The organism is Methylocaldum sp. (assembly GCF_039794385.1).
In the GTDB taxonomy this organism is placed as follows: Bacteria; Pseudomonadota; Gammaproteobacteria; order Methylococcales; family Methylococcaceae; genus Methylocaldum.
In genome coordinates this window covers 1-15,502 of sequence record NZ_JBDIVO010000083.1, presented here as the reverse complement: position 1 = coordinate 15,502, position 15,502 = coordinate 1, and the positions used below count along the sequence as shown (strand labels likewise).

Here is a 15,502-nt window from a genome sequence, read left to right as displayed (position 1 = left end):
GCCAGGCCTGTTTTGCCGTACGAGCGAGATGAAAACGCTCTAATCGCCCTCAAGGAACGGCCGAGTTCGGTTGGTAGTCTCACTCTCGGAGGCGCGGACTACCGGCGGATATACCACACGTGAGGCGGATATGGACGATGCGGCACTCGATTGTCTGATCGTAGGAGCGGGGCCCGCGGGCCTCACGGCGTCGATTTATCTCGCGCGCTTCCGCCGCAGGATCAAGACCGTTGATGCCGGTTTCAGCCGGGCATCGCTGATTCCGATCTCGCACAATTATCCGGGCTTCCCGGACGGAATTTCAGGGAACGACCTGCTGATGCGGTTTCGTGCCCAAGCCGTACGATACGGCGCGAGCATCGATTCCGGTCTGATCACTCGGATCGAAAAGATCGAAGGCGGGTTTGCGGCAAGCTGTGGCGACGACCGGTTCACGACGCGGACGGTATTGCTCGCGACCGGCGTGGTCGATATCGAGCCGGTTCTGCCGAATCTGAAGGACGCGATTCGCAGCGGATACATAAGGCATTGTCCGATCTGCGACGGCTACGAGGTTATCGACAAAAAAGTTGCGGTGATCGGGTTCGGAAAAGGGGGGCTCAAGGAGGCGCTGTTTCTGAAGTGCTACACCGGTGATCTGACCCTGCTGACGCTTGGAAAGGATATGGCGCTCACCGACGAAGATCGGGAAGTTCTGCGAAATGCTCGAATCCGGGTAATCGAAGAACCTATCGAGGAGGTGTGCTTCGAGCAGGGGAAAATCGGAGCGATACGAATGGAGAGTGGCCGGACCTATAATTTCGATACCTTGTATTCCGCATTGGGCGCGGCGATTCGGTCGGATCTGGCCGTTCAGGTCGGCGCGGAGTGCGACCCGGAAGGCCATCTCATCGTCGACGATCATCTCCGCACTTCGGTGCCGGGCTTATATGCGGCAGGCGACGTGGTCAGCGCCCTCAACCAGATCAGCGTCGCCACGGGCCATGCGGCTATCGCGTCTACGACGATTCATAACAGTCTCTGAGGCGCGGCGTCGGCCATCTTCATTTGTCTCGCCTCCACCCGATTTTCGTTTAGCCGCCCACCGCGCCCAGTTCGAGCCGCGCCGGAACTTTTCCGTCGATGTTGTCCGACGTGGATTCGGCTTTTCCGATGCCGATACGAGTGCGATCGACTCCGGGGAGGCCGATCAGCTCTTGCTGGATCGCTTTCGCCCGGCGATCTCCCAGAGCTTCGAGCTCGGACGTCGATATTGGGGCGGCGGTATTCACCAAATTCTCGAACAGGCGTTCATAGAAATCCTGGTCCTCGCTACCCCGGCCTAAAAGAGCCAATATTCTGCCGACTCGCTGAGGTTTCCTTCCGGTCTTCTTTTCGTAAGCGGCCTGAAGCTCTTCCAGCGCCTTGGGGCCTCCTCGCTCGATCGTGAGGTCTTCCAGAGCGCGCTGGGTCTTGGCATTGGTGAACGCCAGAGGTCCCGGATCTTCTCCAGGTTTAAGACCCAGATCCAGTTTCTCCGCGACGGCCTGCCGCACGTGTAGCGATCTTAGCGCCTCGCCGTCCCGTTTGGGGTCGAACCGGCCGTGTATGGTCAACTTGAGCATGGGGCGTTTTTCCATTGCTTCGGCGACCTTTTTGAGCCTTTCCCGCTCCGGAGGCGGCAAGGCATCGCTGCCGGGCTCGAACAGCACCGTGTCGGGGTGTTCCTCGCCGCCCGCGAACACCGAACCGATCATCCGAAAGGGTGCGGTTGCGGCTTTTTGCAGTACGGTGACGAAGGCCTCCCAAACCACTTTCCCGTAGCGGAATTTGGGACTGTCCACATCGCCTTCCACGGGGACCGAGACGTTGATTTGGCCTTGGCTGTCGGTAAGTACCGCTACCGCGAGATCCAGCGGCAAGGAAACGGCATTGGGGCTTTCGATGCGTTCACCCAAGGTGAAATTGTCCAAAACGATCTTGTTCTCGCTTTTCAGCATGCTGTCTTCGATCTTGTACTCGAGATCGAGGTCGAGCTTGCCGGATTGTATTTTGCGTCCGGCGAATGTCGCGCTGTAAGGCGAGAGAGAGGTCATCGAGACGTTACGGAAGACCACCGTAATATCGCTGAACTTTTTTTGCTGCATGGGATTCAGCGCACCGTCGACCTTGACCGATCCAAATTGATCGACGCGCCCGGTGAATGCCAGATGCGTCCGGCCGGAAGCCGCCGTCGAAATATCGGTGATCGTCCCGTCGAAGTCGTGGACGAGCGTGGAAAAGGGAATGACCAGGCTCAGATCGCTGAAGTCGACGACACCGTCGTTGACGCGGACGCGCTCCACCGTGACCGGAAACGGTTTTTTCGAATCTTGCTTCGATGTTGTCTTGGGCGAGGGCGCTTTCTTCGCAGGAGTCTTCGGACTTTGTTCCTTGAATATGGCGGCAAGATTCGTCGAGCGGTCCTCGAATATCGTGATCTTCGATCCCGGCTGATCGACTCGCACTTCCTGGATCGAAAGACGGTTCGGTTCGAGCGAAAAATCGATCTCGTTTGCCGAAAGCTTCTTCCATGACAGAAAAGGCTTTCGGCTTTCGGTCTCGATCAACAGAAGGTCGAAGACGCTGAGGACGCCTTTGCTCTTGACCGACGGGCCTTTCGGAGTCCGGGTGAAATCCACGTCCACGGCGGTGGACAAGTCGCCGCTTTCGAGCTTGAGCTTAGCGAATTTGGCGACCACGGGGTGCAGCGCCTTCAGGTTTACCCGGTCGACCTGAATCTTGGCTTCCGCCCGATCGCCCGTGGGAGATGCGGTGCCGGTCGCCTTCAGCGCGCCACCTTGTTTGACCTTGAGGTTGGTATCGAACTCGACCGGTGTCTCGCCATCGTTGGTGATGCTCTTGAGGCCGATATTGATGTCCTCGAAATCGTAGGCGACTTCGGAAGAGAAGCTATGGTCGACGACGCCGAGATCGAATCCCTCCAGTGTGAATGTGTTGAGCGCGAAGTGCCACGGCTGTCCCTTGGATTCGGCAGGGGCTTCGGCAGCAGGCGTTTCCGCGCCGGTATCGCCCGACTTAGGCGCGAAGAGTTCGGCCAAATGAATGGTACCGGTCTTGTCGCGGACGACTTGAGCCTTGCCGCCTCTAAGTGCGGCCCGTCCAATGGTTGCCTCGCGCTTTTCGAGGCCCACTTGCCCTTCCGCCAGTTCGAACTGATCCCAAGCGGCCAAGGGATCGGAAGAATCAGGTTCGGTAAGGGCGATTCCGTTCAGAACGGCCGTCAGCCCGTCGAGATTTGCTTTGGGCGTACCCGCGCCGACTTCGGCCGTGGCCTTGAGATCGAGACCGAACCGGTCGACCGAAACGACATAAGGCGACCGGCGGCTGGCATCGGCATAAGCGAGACCGACATCGGCGATCTTGAAATTTTCGACCGCCAGCTTCCAGGGGGGGGCGGGCTCGGCGTCGGGCGGCGGATCGGCCGGATTCGAAGCGGTACCGTTCGCGTCCTCTTTCACCAGATTCTGCCAGTTCAACGACCCGGTTGCGTCGACCGATGCGTTGACCTGGCCGTTCTGGATGATGAAGGAGGGTACGTTAAGCGATCGGCTGGCCAGGTCGAAACTGGCATTACCGGCTTCGATCTTCTCCAAAGCGAGGATCGGATCGGCCGTATCGGGCATGGCGAAGCGGAGCCCTGACAGCGTCAGCCCCAGATTGGTCACCGACAGATCGGTCTTTTCGGGGCTCTGGCTATACCGATAATGCGCCGACAACGCAGCCCGGCCGGACGGTTCGGCCAGATTGAGGCGGTCCCGGAGGAATTTCCAGGGGAGCGCCAAGTTGAAAGCGTCGAGCCGTACGTCGCCGTCGGAAAGAATCGGTTCCAGCGAAAGATTTCCCCGCCATTCGAGAGTTCCGCCGTCCGGAAGCTTGAAAGCGAGTTCATAAGTGCCGGTTTTCTCCGGCAGGGTCGTGAGCGTATTGAGCTCCAAATCGATCGGACTCACCGTTTCCGTTATGTCGGCGTCCTTCGAGTAATCGGCGTATTCCACCGAACCGCTCGTCAATGCGAGATGCTTGACCAGAAGGCGGGGCAGGGGCTCGTCGGGCTTTTCGGGTTCTTCGGACTTTGGCGCGGCTTCGGCGATTTTGGCCAGATTGAGTTTTCCGTCTTGTTCGACTATCGCCCTCAGTGAAGGGGCTTCAAGGCGGAAATCGGCAAGCGTCCACGCACGCCGAAATATGCTTTCCAATTCGAAGTTGACGAACAATCGGGCAAATCGAAAGACGGATTGGCCATTCGAGTCATTCAGGTTGAAATCCTGGGCTTCGAAAGTGAATGTGAACGGATTGAAGGCGACTTTGCCGACGGAAGCATCGCGCTTAAGCTGCTCGGCGGCGATTTTGGGAACATAACGCTGCACGAGATAGGGGACGAGTGAAAACCCGGCAAGCGCATAAAGCATGAGCGCTGCCGTGACGGTTAGTATCCACGGGTTTCTAGCAATTCGGACCAGCCGATTCATGCGGATTAAAACTCCCTAGCTCAGGTTTGGCGGAGCGTGACGGCTAAAGTGTAGTATCAAGGATGTAAGCCGTTAATTTTCCGCCGCCGACAAGCTCTTTGTCTCGATTTGATAACACCTGCCTCCGAAAAGGTATTGTTATATTGGACCAGGATAAGCGAGAAGCTTCTTCCGGCGTCAGCGGGAAATTCGGAGCGTATTCTTGCTCCTCGCAGCCGCCAGGAAAAAGAGCTACGATTGACCTTCCGGCGAAGTAAATAACTTGCGGGAATATGAATTGAAAGACACCTATCCAGCCCTTTCGGAGTTGGCAGAATACTGCCGCGACACGTCTATGCGGACGTTTTTATAATAAGACGAGCGTTAAGAGCTTATGTTATATTTTTTCAGCCCATGTCTCGAGCATCTGCTGGAATCAGTTGCTAACTAATTAGGTGTTGCCGCGTGGTTGGACCTGTTGGTAACGCTAGACAGTAGAAAAATAAAGCCATGTATAAAGCTGATCGTGTCTTCTGGGAACGTAATAGTACAACCGGGAGAACCGAATGGTTCTTTCTGACGCGGGAAGGCGTAATGGGGCCTTATGAATCCGAGATATTCGCGAGAAAATCGCTCGACGAGTTTAAAGATCGCTGCGCACTGGTCGGAAATAATGTGCACAGATCCGCCGATTCGAATAGTCATTTCGAACTCGTCCGAGACGGAAACGGTTTAACGATCCGGAGAATGGAACCGGAAAAGTCAAGTTGATATTGGCCCGTGAAGCTATTCGACTTTGGCACCCGTAAGCGTCAAGAAACTGCTTGAATAGCATTAGGCAAAAAACTCCTCTCCCTCGCCAGCCAAGGCAAAGGATATAAAGTCCGGCGTAAGCTTTGGTCTCGGCGACTATTCCACCGAGCCGTTTTCCGCTTTATTCAAGACCAGACCGACCAGCGCGGTGTCTTGAAGAGCCGCTATGGCTTGGGAGAGTTCGTCCTGCGTCGTTTTCCCTTCCTCAACGACTAATACCACGGCATCGACATAAGGCGTAAAAGACAACGCGTCCGCCGTTCCTAAGTGGGGAAGGTCGAATATGACAAATCGCGACGAATAGCGCTGCTTCAGTTCTTTCACCAGCTGTGCCATTTTCGGCGAGGCAACGAGTTCCGAAGAATTAAATATCGGCCGTTTCCCCGGCAGAATGACAAAACGGCCTATGCCTTTCGGATTGATCAGGATTTTCGATATGGGAACGTTGTCCATCAAGTGATCGCTTAAGCCCGCGACCGGGTCGATACCCAGATAACGATGAATGGTGGGATCTCTGAGGTTGGCATCGGCCAGCAGTGCGGTTTGGTGAGCCTCGAGGGCGATGCTGAGCGCGAGGTTGATGGCGGTGAGACTTTTTCCGCAGCCCGGCCCGGGGCTGGTTATCGCCAGGGTGTTCCAGCCCTGTTCGCGCATTTTATGTAGGACCCGGGTACGGAGGATTTTGTACGCGTCCACGAAGGCACAGGGGCTATAGCCGGCGATAACGCGTTGGCGGCGCAGCAACTCCCTCGAGAGCGTTACGGTTCTGGTTTGCGTGTACTGGATGTTTTCCAATGAAACCAGATCCGCCTTGGGGATTTGTGGGCTGGCCACTGCGGAATCCTGGTGCTGCTGTTGTCCGAATGCTCTACCGATGCTTTCCATAGTTATATCCTTCCCTGGTTAGGTTGGTTTCGGGAACCGGCCGATCCGTCGTCAGTGTCGAAAGCGGCCGATTCGGGTGATGGTTGCAGCGCAACCGAATCTCAGAAGCTCAGCTTAAAAGCGAATCCATCTTGCGTAAACCCCTGAACCACAGGACGTCCAGCGGTATCCAGAGCCAATGGACCAGAGCTAAAATCAGCAGGATAAAACCGAGGCCCGCCAACATGCCGACGCTCCTCATTTTCTGCTGCTGTGAGATATCCTCATCGGTTTCGAAGTAGGGGATGACGGCAAGCGGCGGTCCGCCGGCCAGCCCCGTTATCAATTTCGCTCCTCGTATGGACTTGTCCATGTTTTCAATCAGCAGCACGTAACCGAATCCTCCCGCGATCGCCAGCATCACGCCAAGAAAAGCAATCGCAGGCCGGTTCGGTTTGATCGGTTTCTCGGGCAACAGCGGAGGCTCGATAATGGAAAACCGCTCACCCTTGCTTTTTTTCTCGAGCTGCTCGGCCACTTCGGCTTCCATCGCTTTGGCCCTCAGCTCGCGGTAACGGGCGGTGGCATTTTCATAATCCCTGACCAGCTCCAGGTATTGCCGTTCCACTTTGGGGCTTTGCAGCAATCGGCTTTCGTATGCGCCGAGTTTTGCCTTGACTTCCTCGCGCCGCTGTCTCAGAACCCGCAAATCCTGAAGAGTGCCGTCACGCTGGGCTTGCAGCGTAATGTAGGCAGGATTTTCGGGCTGGCTGGCTGCAATGTCCCGGACTGCGCGGGTCGTTTGCGCCTTTCTCAGTTCCGCCTCCAATGCGGAAATCTGTTTTCTTAAATTGACGATGTCCGGGTGATTTTCGGAATATTTTTCCCGGAGCGACGCTAACTGACCGTCCAGCTGGGCGAGATGCTTGGCCATTTCCAACCCGCTGTCCGAGTCGCCTGCATCCATTTTGAGCGAAGCGATTTCCAAGCGAGCTTTGACGACGTCGGGGTGTTTGTCAGAATAGCGGCTTACCATGGCCAAATACTCCGTCTTGAGACTCTTCAACCGGTCCTGAGGGCTCAGAATGCGCTCTCCGGTTGAAGAGATGACCGGAACATCGGGTTTTATTTGGGCCAATTGGCCATCCAGATAGAATTTCCGATCTTCGAGGGAAAGAATTTCATTGTCAATCTGCATTAATTCGCGCTCGGTTCTATCCATGAGCTCGATATTGATTTGTTTCTGTTCGGGCAGGCTGTTCAGGTTCTGCTCCTTGAAGTCGGCCAGTTTTTTCTCCAAGACCGAAACATAATCCCCCATCTGCCTGGTTTCTTCCTTGAGGAAATCCGAGGTTTCAGCGGTCCTTTGAGTGCGAGTCTTGAGGTTTTCCTCCAGGTAAAGCGAAGTGATTTCGTTGGCAACGCGCTGGGCGAGATCCGGATTGCGGCTATCGTAAGCCAGCGTGAAGGCAATCGTTGCGGTAGACGGCCTGCCGGTACGAGGGTCGATAATGTCGGCACTGATCGTGTCCAGTGCTATATCGTCACGCATTCGCTTGATGATTTCCTCTTCCGTTAGCCGGTGCCGCGCGTCGGCGTATAGGTCGAACTTCTCGATAATTTTGTTCAGGTTGCTGCGCGTCATGACCCGCTGGCTGATCATTTGCAGCCGCTGCGTGGCATAGGTCGTGATGGTCGAGCGTACCAACTCGGGCGGTATTTCCTGTTCTTCGATCAGAATCGTTGCGGTGGAGCGGTAAGTCGGCGGAAGCAGGACGGCGAGCAAGAGGGTCAGAAACAAGATGCCGGTCAGAATTGCCGCAAATTGGGATTTGCTGCGCTTGAACCCGGCCATGTAGTCGTGAAGTCCTTTTTCTTCCATGATTCCCTCGCTATCGGTCAGTACTGTAGCTTATCCCATCGATAGCGGATGGTCAGATAAGCGGCGTGTGATTCGGGAATATTCGAGATGACATCGATCTCCTGTCGACTGTACTGATACGACGCGATCACTGACCAATTTTCGCTCCAATTCCAGATCAGCTCGCTCCTGGCACGAAAAAGTTGGCGATTGAGCTCTACGTTGCGCTGATCGGCTGTCTTGCGGTCCGTGTAAGAAAATTGAGCCGATCCGGTCAGTGTCGGCGTAAATTTGTGCTTTCCAGTTAGCGTGACCGTATCAGCCTCGATCAAGTTCCCGTAAATGTTCGGGCTGACCGTGTGCGCATAGTCGAGGTTCAGTTCGTCCACTTCGAAGCGCTTGGTTGCGCGCGCGTCTATCAGATAAGTCAAAGAGCTGCTGCTGATGTGCTCACCATCATCGAGTATCGGATCACCGAACGCAGTTCTGAAAATCGTTCGGGAGCCGGCTTCGGTCTTGTTGTATTGGCCGCCGGCGGCAAGGCTGACGTCGAATGTTTCGTCGATGGAATAGGAGAATCCGACGATGGCCGTGGCGTAATCGATCATGATTTCTTCAGTGCGATTTTCATATGTTCCGGGAACACGGAATATTTGGAAATCCAAGGTTCCTGGGATGAAAGTCGTGCTTTCCGGTGCCGAATAGCTCGTGTAGGAGAACGAACCATTCATCTTTAAGTATTCGCTGTATTCATGAACCACACCGACCGAGCCGAAATGGATTTGATAATGAGGAAAGGCGGTATTGTCTTTGTTCCGATATTCGGTGTTGTCATATTGATAGTTCAGACCAAGCCGGGTGTCTTCGCTCAAATAATATGTCCACGACGGGTTAATCGTTTGCCTGTTTCTCCTGACTTGCTCGAATACCAGATCGTTGGTTTCAATGAACGAAGTTCGGCTCGAATCCCTGATGTAATCGCCTCGAAGAGCGAATTGGCTACGCTCGGTGACGAAATAACTGCCGGTCAAGGAAACGAATTGATTCAGGGTATTCAAGCCCTTTTGATCGTAAAAATAATTGTCGAGACGGATACTTCCGTCGAGCTTCCATATTTCTTCAGCGGCTGAGAATTGTGTGTTCAGGCCGAGTTTCGTGCCCCAGACATCGGTATGTGGGCCGGGTGTGAGAAAGATATTGGTGTTGTACTCCTCTTCCACGTTGGCATCCGCTTGGAAGGTATATTCCACTGCATTGACGTCCGTTGCGATAAGTAATCCGATGATCCACGTGATGTAGAGTGGAGGGTTTCCTCGTCCTTTATTGCTTATGGCGTTGACCGGTTTTGCGTTATGCATGGCTGTCAGAGCCAATCAAACGAGTCGGCAGCGTCAGGAATTTCGTCGATCGATACAGGGATAACTCGTGCGACATCACGGAACCACTACAACGTCTCCTCTTTGCAGCAGGATGTCTTGCTCCAACGCGTTTCCATTGGCGACTTCATCGTAGTCGAAGGGTAACGCCACCTCCTTTTCGCCTATCCGGCGTATGATCTTGATATCGTCATCGTCGGCAAAAGGCGTCAGGCCGCCAGCCATCGACAACGCCTGCATGACCGAAACCTGATTCGGGGTAATGAATTCACCAGGCTTGTTGACTCTGCCAACCACATAAATCTTGTGGTTCAAATTGATGACAGCGACACTGACTTCCGGCTCGGCAAAGAAATCGGAGAGTCTTTTGGCGATTTCGGATTTGATCTGACGGACGGTCAGACCTCCCGCTGCCAACTCACCGATTAAAGGGAAGGTAATTCCGCCATCGGGACGTACCAAGGTCTGCTTCGTTAGCCCGTCTTCTTTCCAGACGGAGATCTCCAGAACATCCCCGGCGCCGACGATATAATCGGGAGGCACGGACGCCGATGAGTCGACCGATAAGGAGGCGGGAGCCTGAGCAGCGGATACCGAGAAGGCGAAGTGAAGGATAAGCGCAAAAGCCAAAAATCCATTTTTCATATGCGCATCTACACGATGTTACGAGAGACCGGACGGATGAATCGGTCCGTATCCCATGGACCATGACCGTATGTAACGGTATAGTCGGAGAATACTACAGCTTATTACATTTTTCACGCCCGTAACAATCCAGATTGCGGAAGGAGATGGAGCCAAGGAGATGGCTGCGGTCTCCTTCGCGTTACAAAGCTGTTGTCATCAGGACTCTCGGAGCGGCGATGCGCCCGCACGCCCCAGGGGAAACCTGGCGAATTTCCGGAAGTCCGCTGTATCGTGCTCGAGATCGAGAAATCGAGCTGATTTCAACCGCAAATACATTAGGGACGATATCCATGCTGATCAGGACATTAGCTTTCTTAGGTCTCTCACTGAGTGTAATCAACGTTCTGACCGGGTGCGGCGGCGCCGAAGAGCGCAAGGCGGAGCATCTGGAGCGAGGCAAAAAATACCTCGAAGAGCGGAACTTCGATAAGGCCAAGATCGAGTTCAAAAACGTCTTGCAGATCGATCCCAAGGTCTCCAAGCCCTACTTCTATTTGGGGCAAATAGAAGAAGCGCAGAAGAATTGGCGAGATTCCTTTGCCCTCTATCAAAAGGCCGGCGAGCTCGATCCGAACGACCTGGACGTCAAAGTCAGGCTGGCGAAACTTTATATGCTGGGCAAGCAGCTCGATAAAGCCGACGCTCTGTTGAGTGCCGTTTTGAGTGTTAAGCCCGAGGATATCGATGCAAGAATGGTGAAAGCGGGTTTATCGACTCTCAAAGGCGATCAAGCCGCTGCTATCGACGAACTCAGCCGCATCACGGCGGAGCAGCCGTCCCGCGCCGAGGCGTTTTTCGTTTTGGCGATGCTTCACAGTCAACGGAACAACCTCGATGAAGCCGAGAGAGTCTTAGAGCAGGGAGTAAGCGCCAATCCGGGCGATACCTCGCTGCAATCGGGGCTGGCCAAGCTCGCCGCTCAGATGAAAAAGCTCGAAAAGGCTGAAAATATCTATAAAGAGATGATATCCGGCGATCCCGCCAACCTGGAGCACCGGAAACTATTGTCCGAATTCTACATTCGACAAAAACGCTGGAGCGACGCGGAGCGGGTCTATCGCGAAGCCATTCAGGCCAGCCGCGACGACAGTCAGCGTTACATCTTGCTTGCGGAATTCTTGGCAAAATCCGGCAAATCCGACGAGGCGGTCACCGAGCTTGCCGAAGCGATCGAGGCTTATCCAGAAAAACCGGACCTGCGCTTCGCCTTGGCGAGGCTTCACGAGCAACGCAGGGAAACCGATAGAGCAGAGCGGCTCTATCGAGAGATCATTGCCTTGAAAAAATATGCTCCGGATGCCTTGAAAGCGAAAAACCGTTTGGCCTTGCTCGCTTTGGCCGAAGGACAAGTCGACAAGGCCGCTACATGGATCAATGAAGTTCTGGAGGCGAATCCGGGGGACCGCCAAGGGCTCTTGCTACGGGGGCGCATTGCCTTATTCCGCAAGGATGGCCAAAAGGCGGTCGCGGCCTTTCGTTCGTTGCTCAAAGATCAGCCCGATTCGTGGGAAATACTCAAGCTGTTGGCCGCTGCGCATACGCTCGACGGTAAGCCGGTGCTCGCGCAAGAAAGTCTCGAGAAAGCCGTGGCGGCGAATCCCGATAAATTCGAGGCATACAAGAATCTGATCGACTTTTTGGCGGGGCAAAAGAATTACTCGTTAGCGCTGGAAAAGATCGACGAGTTCCAAAAACGGAACTCGGCTAGTCTGGATGCGCTGGTGCTCAAGTCGGAAATTTTGGCGGCAGCCGGGAGGACTGCGGAGCAGGAGACGGTTTTGAAGCGGATCAAAGCGGAGTTTCCGGAAAATCCAACCGGAGGCTTCCTTTTGGGCAAGCTTTATCAGAGCCAGAAAAAATATGACTTGGCGTTGGCCGAATATGAGGAATCGCTTGGAAAATCCAAAAACGATTATGAGATTCTGAAAGCGATTTTCGGAAGTTATGTCGAAAAAAGGCAGGCCGAAAAGGGCGTGGAACGAATCACCAATGTTCTCAGCAACAATCCGAAACATGCGGGTGCCCACCAATTGCTGGGATTGTATTACCTGGGCGAAAAGCAAGAAATGGAAGCCGTCAAGTTTCTGAACATGGCCATTCAGTCCAACCCCCGTTGGTTGCTCCCTTATGCAAATCTCGGCGCTTATTACGAACAAACGGGCAGACGGGACCTGGCGCTCAAAACCTATCATCGGGCACTCGAAGCACTGCCTGGGGAACCCACCGTCCTCATGAACTTGGCGCGGGTCTATGAAATTTCCGGGGACTATGAAAACGCGATCAAACAGTACGAAACCATTCTCAAGCTAAACCCCGGCAACATGCTCGCCCGGAACAATCTTGCCAGTTTGCTGAGCCTTGACCATTCTCGGAAAGACAAGCTCGATCGGGCTTTCGAGCTTGCGAAGGAGTTCGATAAGACCGAGGAGCCGGTGTTTTGGGACACGCTGGCTTGGATCTATTACCAAAAGGGTGCGTACGAAAAGGCTTTGCCTTTACAGTTGAAAGCCGCCGAGAAATCTCCGGACGTGCCGATTTACCAATACCACCTCGGTATGATTTACCTCAAGAAAGGCGAGCGTGCGGCAGCTGTGGAGCATCTTCAAAAAGCGGTGAACTCGGGCAAGGAGTTCGTCGGTTTGGAAGATGCGCGAAGCGCATTGATCTTAGCCACAGACGGCGGTTGAGGCGTATCCGGGTTCGGGGTCAATGCTCCAAACCCGGATTCCCACCACGGTGGTCAAAGCCGAAACGTTCGGTCGGAATGCGAATGGGCTACCGCCAAAGCGTAAGCTCTTGCGGCTGATAACCGGAAGGCACCTGCGGACGATCGTCGGGGGATATCGAGTCGGTTATCCGGTTCAGAGCCATAACGGTGGGATGCTTGCCGGAAAAGTCCACCATTTCGACCGGAACGCCGGCCAAATCGCTGAGTTCGATCGGCGGTAGCGATATTCCGAACTGGCTCGCGAAGCCTTGTGCTTTTGCGGCTATTCGCTGAGTGAAAGCGAGCAGCGAGCGAATCGTTGCGTAATCATCCGTGGATAACTGCATCGATGATGGATTCGCGAGGCATACTTCTGCCAGCTTGGTCGCTCCCTTCAGTACGTCCAGCTGTTCGCAGCTGATGCCGGCCACTTGCTTGGCCCGTCCCGTCTTTACGAGGCGCGAGTCATTCGCCGGATTTTCGGCGGAACCGAGCTGATCTATGGAGATCCCTCCCAGCATGTCCTCCCATTTAGCTCGTTGCTTCGGTGACAGTTTCTTGAGTTGATCGCCCAAACCTTGAAGAACCGGTTGAAGATCCTGGGTTTGACGAGCAATCCGATCGATCTTTTCTTCGGTTATCGGCGTGAACTGCTGCTTCTTGTGGTCGATCAAGACCAGCTGTTCATTTGCCCGCTGATAAAAAATGTCCAGATTGCGATCGCCGCCGGCGCCTTTGACCATAATTTGGCCATCTTTGACGACAACCGGTTGAACAGACCTCTTTTGTCCTTCTTCCACGTTGAATTCGATAGTGCTGTCCGCATTGGAAGGAGAGAGCCAAACGAGATTGGCTACTAGGGCCAGATTGAAAAATTTTCGATATTGCATACGGAGATTCCGGAGGTGTTCGCTTACCGCTCGATAGACGAATCGAAGCTGTCGTGTCCTCGTCTAAATGCGGCAAGCAAATAATGGATGTCTAACTCAGGTTAGAATGGAACGGTAGAACGCATTGTGACATGCGTATTCGACTTGCGACAATCGGCGGGGTGATTTTAGGATTGCGTCAAGACGTAACCAGTTCCATAAGGAAGATAACCAGATGTTAAAAGAATTCAAAGAATTCGCCATGCGTGGCAATGCCGTCGATATGGCGGTGGGCATCGTTATCGGGGCTGCTTTCGGTGCCATCGTAAAATCGTTGGTGGACGACGTCATCATGCCGCCAATTGGTTTGTTGTTAGGGAATGTCGATTTTTCGAATCTTTTCGTCGTACTCAAGGATGGTGCAACAACCGGCCCGTACGCGTCTCTGGCTGAGGCCAAGCGGGCTGGAGCCGTTACCATCAATTACGGCGTTTTCTTCAATTCGGTAATCAGTTTTTTGATCGTGGCTTTCTCGATTTTCTTGCTGGTCCGGAGCATCAACAAATTGCGGCGTGAAGCGCCGTCTGCGGCTCCGGCTACAAAAGAGTGTCCCTATTGCCTGTCGGCAGTCGCACTGAAGGCGACACGCTGCCCTCAATGCACATCCGAGCTTAAGTTATAGGTCAGGCCGTGGCGGGCGGACACACGCATGTTCATGTCGATACGATCGGAGGGCGTGCAAAATTCCGATTGGGACTCTCGGCCGCTCTGACCATCGCGTTCGTCATCTTTGAAGTCCTGGCGGGGCTGATTGCGAACAGCTTGGCGCTATTGACCGATGCGGCACACAACCTGACGGATGTTCTTGCATTGGTGCTGTCATGGTATGCGCTTCATTTGGCCGAGCAGCCGTCCCATGCCGGCAAAACCTTTGGTTATCATCGTGTCGGCATTCTTGTCGCCCTCATTAATTCCACGACGCTGACCCTGATTTCGGCTGGAATATTTTATGAGGCCTACGAACGTTTCGTGTCTCCGCCGCCCGTTGCCGCCGACATCTTGATCGCCGTCGGCGCTGCGGCGTTCGTCGTCAATGTCGTAACGGCATGGTTGGTCAGCCACGGCGCCGAGCACGATTTAAACATCAGGAGCGCCTTTATTCACTTGCTGGGAGACGTATTTTCGACGGCCGGAGCGGTCCTCGCCGGCATCGGAATCTGGTTTACCGGCTTTTATTGGCTCGATCCCTTGGCCAGTGTCCTGATCGGTCTGCTCATCCTCTGGAACGCTTGGGTGATCTTGCGAGAGACCGTCGACATTTTATTGGAAAGCACGCCTCGCGATATCGAAATGAGCTCCATGGTGCGCGATCTTCTTCAAGTCGAAGGCGTAAAGGGCGTTCATGATCTCCATGTTTGGAGCATCTCGAAAAGTTTTCGCTTTCTATCGGCGCATATCGTCATCGACGACGTTCTGATCAGCCAGGCCGCGTTAATACAACATGAAATCAAGGAGATGATCCGGAGCAATTACGGCATCGGTCATTGCACCTTACAGCTCGAGTGCGAAGGATGCGATCCGGATTCCCTGTACTGTGACATCAATCATTACGGCCGCCATCAACACGCCGATAACCATCATGCCGCAAGGTGAGCGGATTGAATAAAGCCGCACCGCCGGTTTGAAACCAACTACGCGATCGGCGATTCTCGGATTTTGCTTAGAATTCATAAACGCGGTATTATTGTCGCCTTCACGGGGCGTAGCGCAGTCTGGTAGCGCACCTGTATGGGGTGCAGGTGGTCGGAGGTTCAAATCCTCTCGCCCCGACCAAT

General features: G+C 54.2%; 10 protein-coding genes and 1 tRNA gene. 5 read left to right on the top strand and 6 right to left on the bottom strand.

What is annotated here, in order from left to right:
* Positions 1 to 130 precede the first annotated feature (130 nt).
* On the top strand, positions 131 to 1,024 hold the full coding sequence (locus ABJK70_RS09595) for an NAD(P)/FAD-dependent oxidoreductase (protein WP_077732212.1): 894 nt from the start codon (positions 131 to 133) through the stop codon (positions 1,022 to 1,024).
* Positions 1,025 to 1,073: 49 nt separating this feature from the next.
* On the opposite strand, the gene ABJK70_RS09590 is transcribed toward ABJK70_RS09595, so the two are convergent.
* The 5 genes from ABJK70_RS09590 to ABJK70_RS09570 all read right to left on the bottom strand — a co-directional run bounded on the left by ABJK70_RS09590 (position 1,074) and on the right by ABJK70_RS09570 (position 10,049).
* A complete protein-coding gene (locus ABJK70_RS09590) occupies positions 1,074 to 4,511 on the bottom strand; it encodes a DUF748 domain-containing protein (RefSeq protein WP_077732213.1) in 3,438 nt (1,145 codons plus the stop codon).
* A gap of 888 nt (positions 4,512 to 5,399) precedes the next feature.
* Positions 5,400 to 6,188 (bottom strand): CpsD/CapB family tyrosine-protein kinase, encoded by a 789-nt coding sequence (locus tag ABJK70_RS09585; protein ID WP_077732214.1) that lies wholly within the window; start codon positions 6,186 to 6,188, stop codon positions 5,400 to 5,402.
* A gap of 109 nt (positions 6,189 to 6,297) precedes the next feature.
* Positions 6,298 to 8,049, bottom strand: a complete 1,752-nt coding sequence (locus ABJK70_RS09580) for a GNVR domain-containing protein (RefSeq protein WP_077732215.1) — start codon at positions 8,047 to 8,049, stop codon at positions 6,298 to 6,300.
* 17 nt (positions 8,050 to 8,066) lie between these two features.
* A complete protein-coding gene (locus tag ABJK70_RS09575; protein WP_139840960.1) occupies positions 8,067 to 9,386 on the bottom strand; it encodes a hypothetical protein in 1,320 nt (439 codons plus the stop codon).
* A gap of 75 nt (positions 9,387 to 9,461) precedes the next feature.
* Complete coding sequence (locus tag ABJK70_RS09570; protein WP_347257867.1) at positions 9,462 to 10,049, bottom strand: polysaccharide biosynthesis/export family protein; 588 nt, start codon at positions 10,047 to 10,049, stop codon at positions 9,462 to 9,464.
* Positions 10,050 to 10,381: 332 nt separating this feature from the next.
* On the opposite strand from ABJK70_RS09570, the gene ABJK70_RS09565 reads away from it, so the two are divergent.
* Positions 10,382 to 12,778, top strand: a complete 2,397-nt coding sequence (locus tag ABJK70_RS09565; RefSeq protein ID WP_347257866.1) for a tetratricopeptide repeat protein — start codon at positions 10,382 to 10,384, stop codon at positions 12,776 to 12,778.
* Positions 12,779 to 12,866: 88 nt separating this feature from the next.
* Here the strand turns inward: ABJK70_RS09565 and ABJK70_RS09560 are convergent, their stop codons facing one another.
* Complete coding sequence (locus tag ABJK70_RS09560) at positions 12,867 to 13,688, bottom strand: hypothetical protein (RefSeq protein ID WP_077732219.1); 822 nt, start codon at positions 13,686 to 13,688, stop codon at positions 12,867 to 12,869.
* 214 nt (positions 13,689 to 13,902) lie between these two features.
* Between ABJK70_RS09560 and mscL the strand changes: the two genes are divergently transcribed.
* The 3 genes from mscL to ABJK70_RS09545 all read left to right on the top strand — a co-directional run bounded on the left by mscL (position 13,903) and on the right by ABJK70_RS09545 (position 15,500).
* Complete coding sequence (mscL, locus tag ABJK70_RS09555) at positions 13,903 to 14,349, top strand: large-conductance mechanosensitive channel protein MscL (protein ID WP_077732220.1); 447 nt, start codon at positions 13,903 to 13,905, stop codon at positions 14,347 to 14,349.
* Between the two features lie 8 nt (positions 14,350 to 14,357).
* Positions 14,358 to 15,320 (top strand): cation diffusion facilitator family transporter, encoded by a 963-nt coding sequence (locus ABJK70_RS09550; protein WP_347257865.1) that lies wholly within the window; start codon positions 14,358 to 14,360, stop codon positions 15,318 to 15,320.
* A 103-nt stretch (positions 15,321 to 15,423) separates the two neighbouring features.
* Positions 15,424 to 15,500: transfer RNA gene (locus ABJK70_RS09545), tRNA-Pro, on the top strand.
* The last annotated feature ends 2 nt before the right edge of the window (positions 15,501 to 15,502 follow it).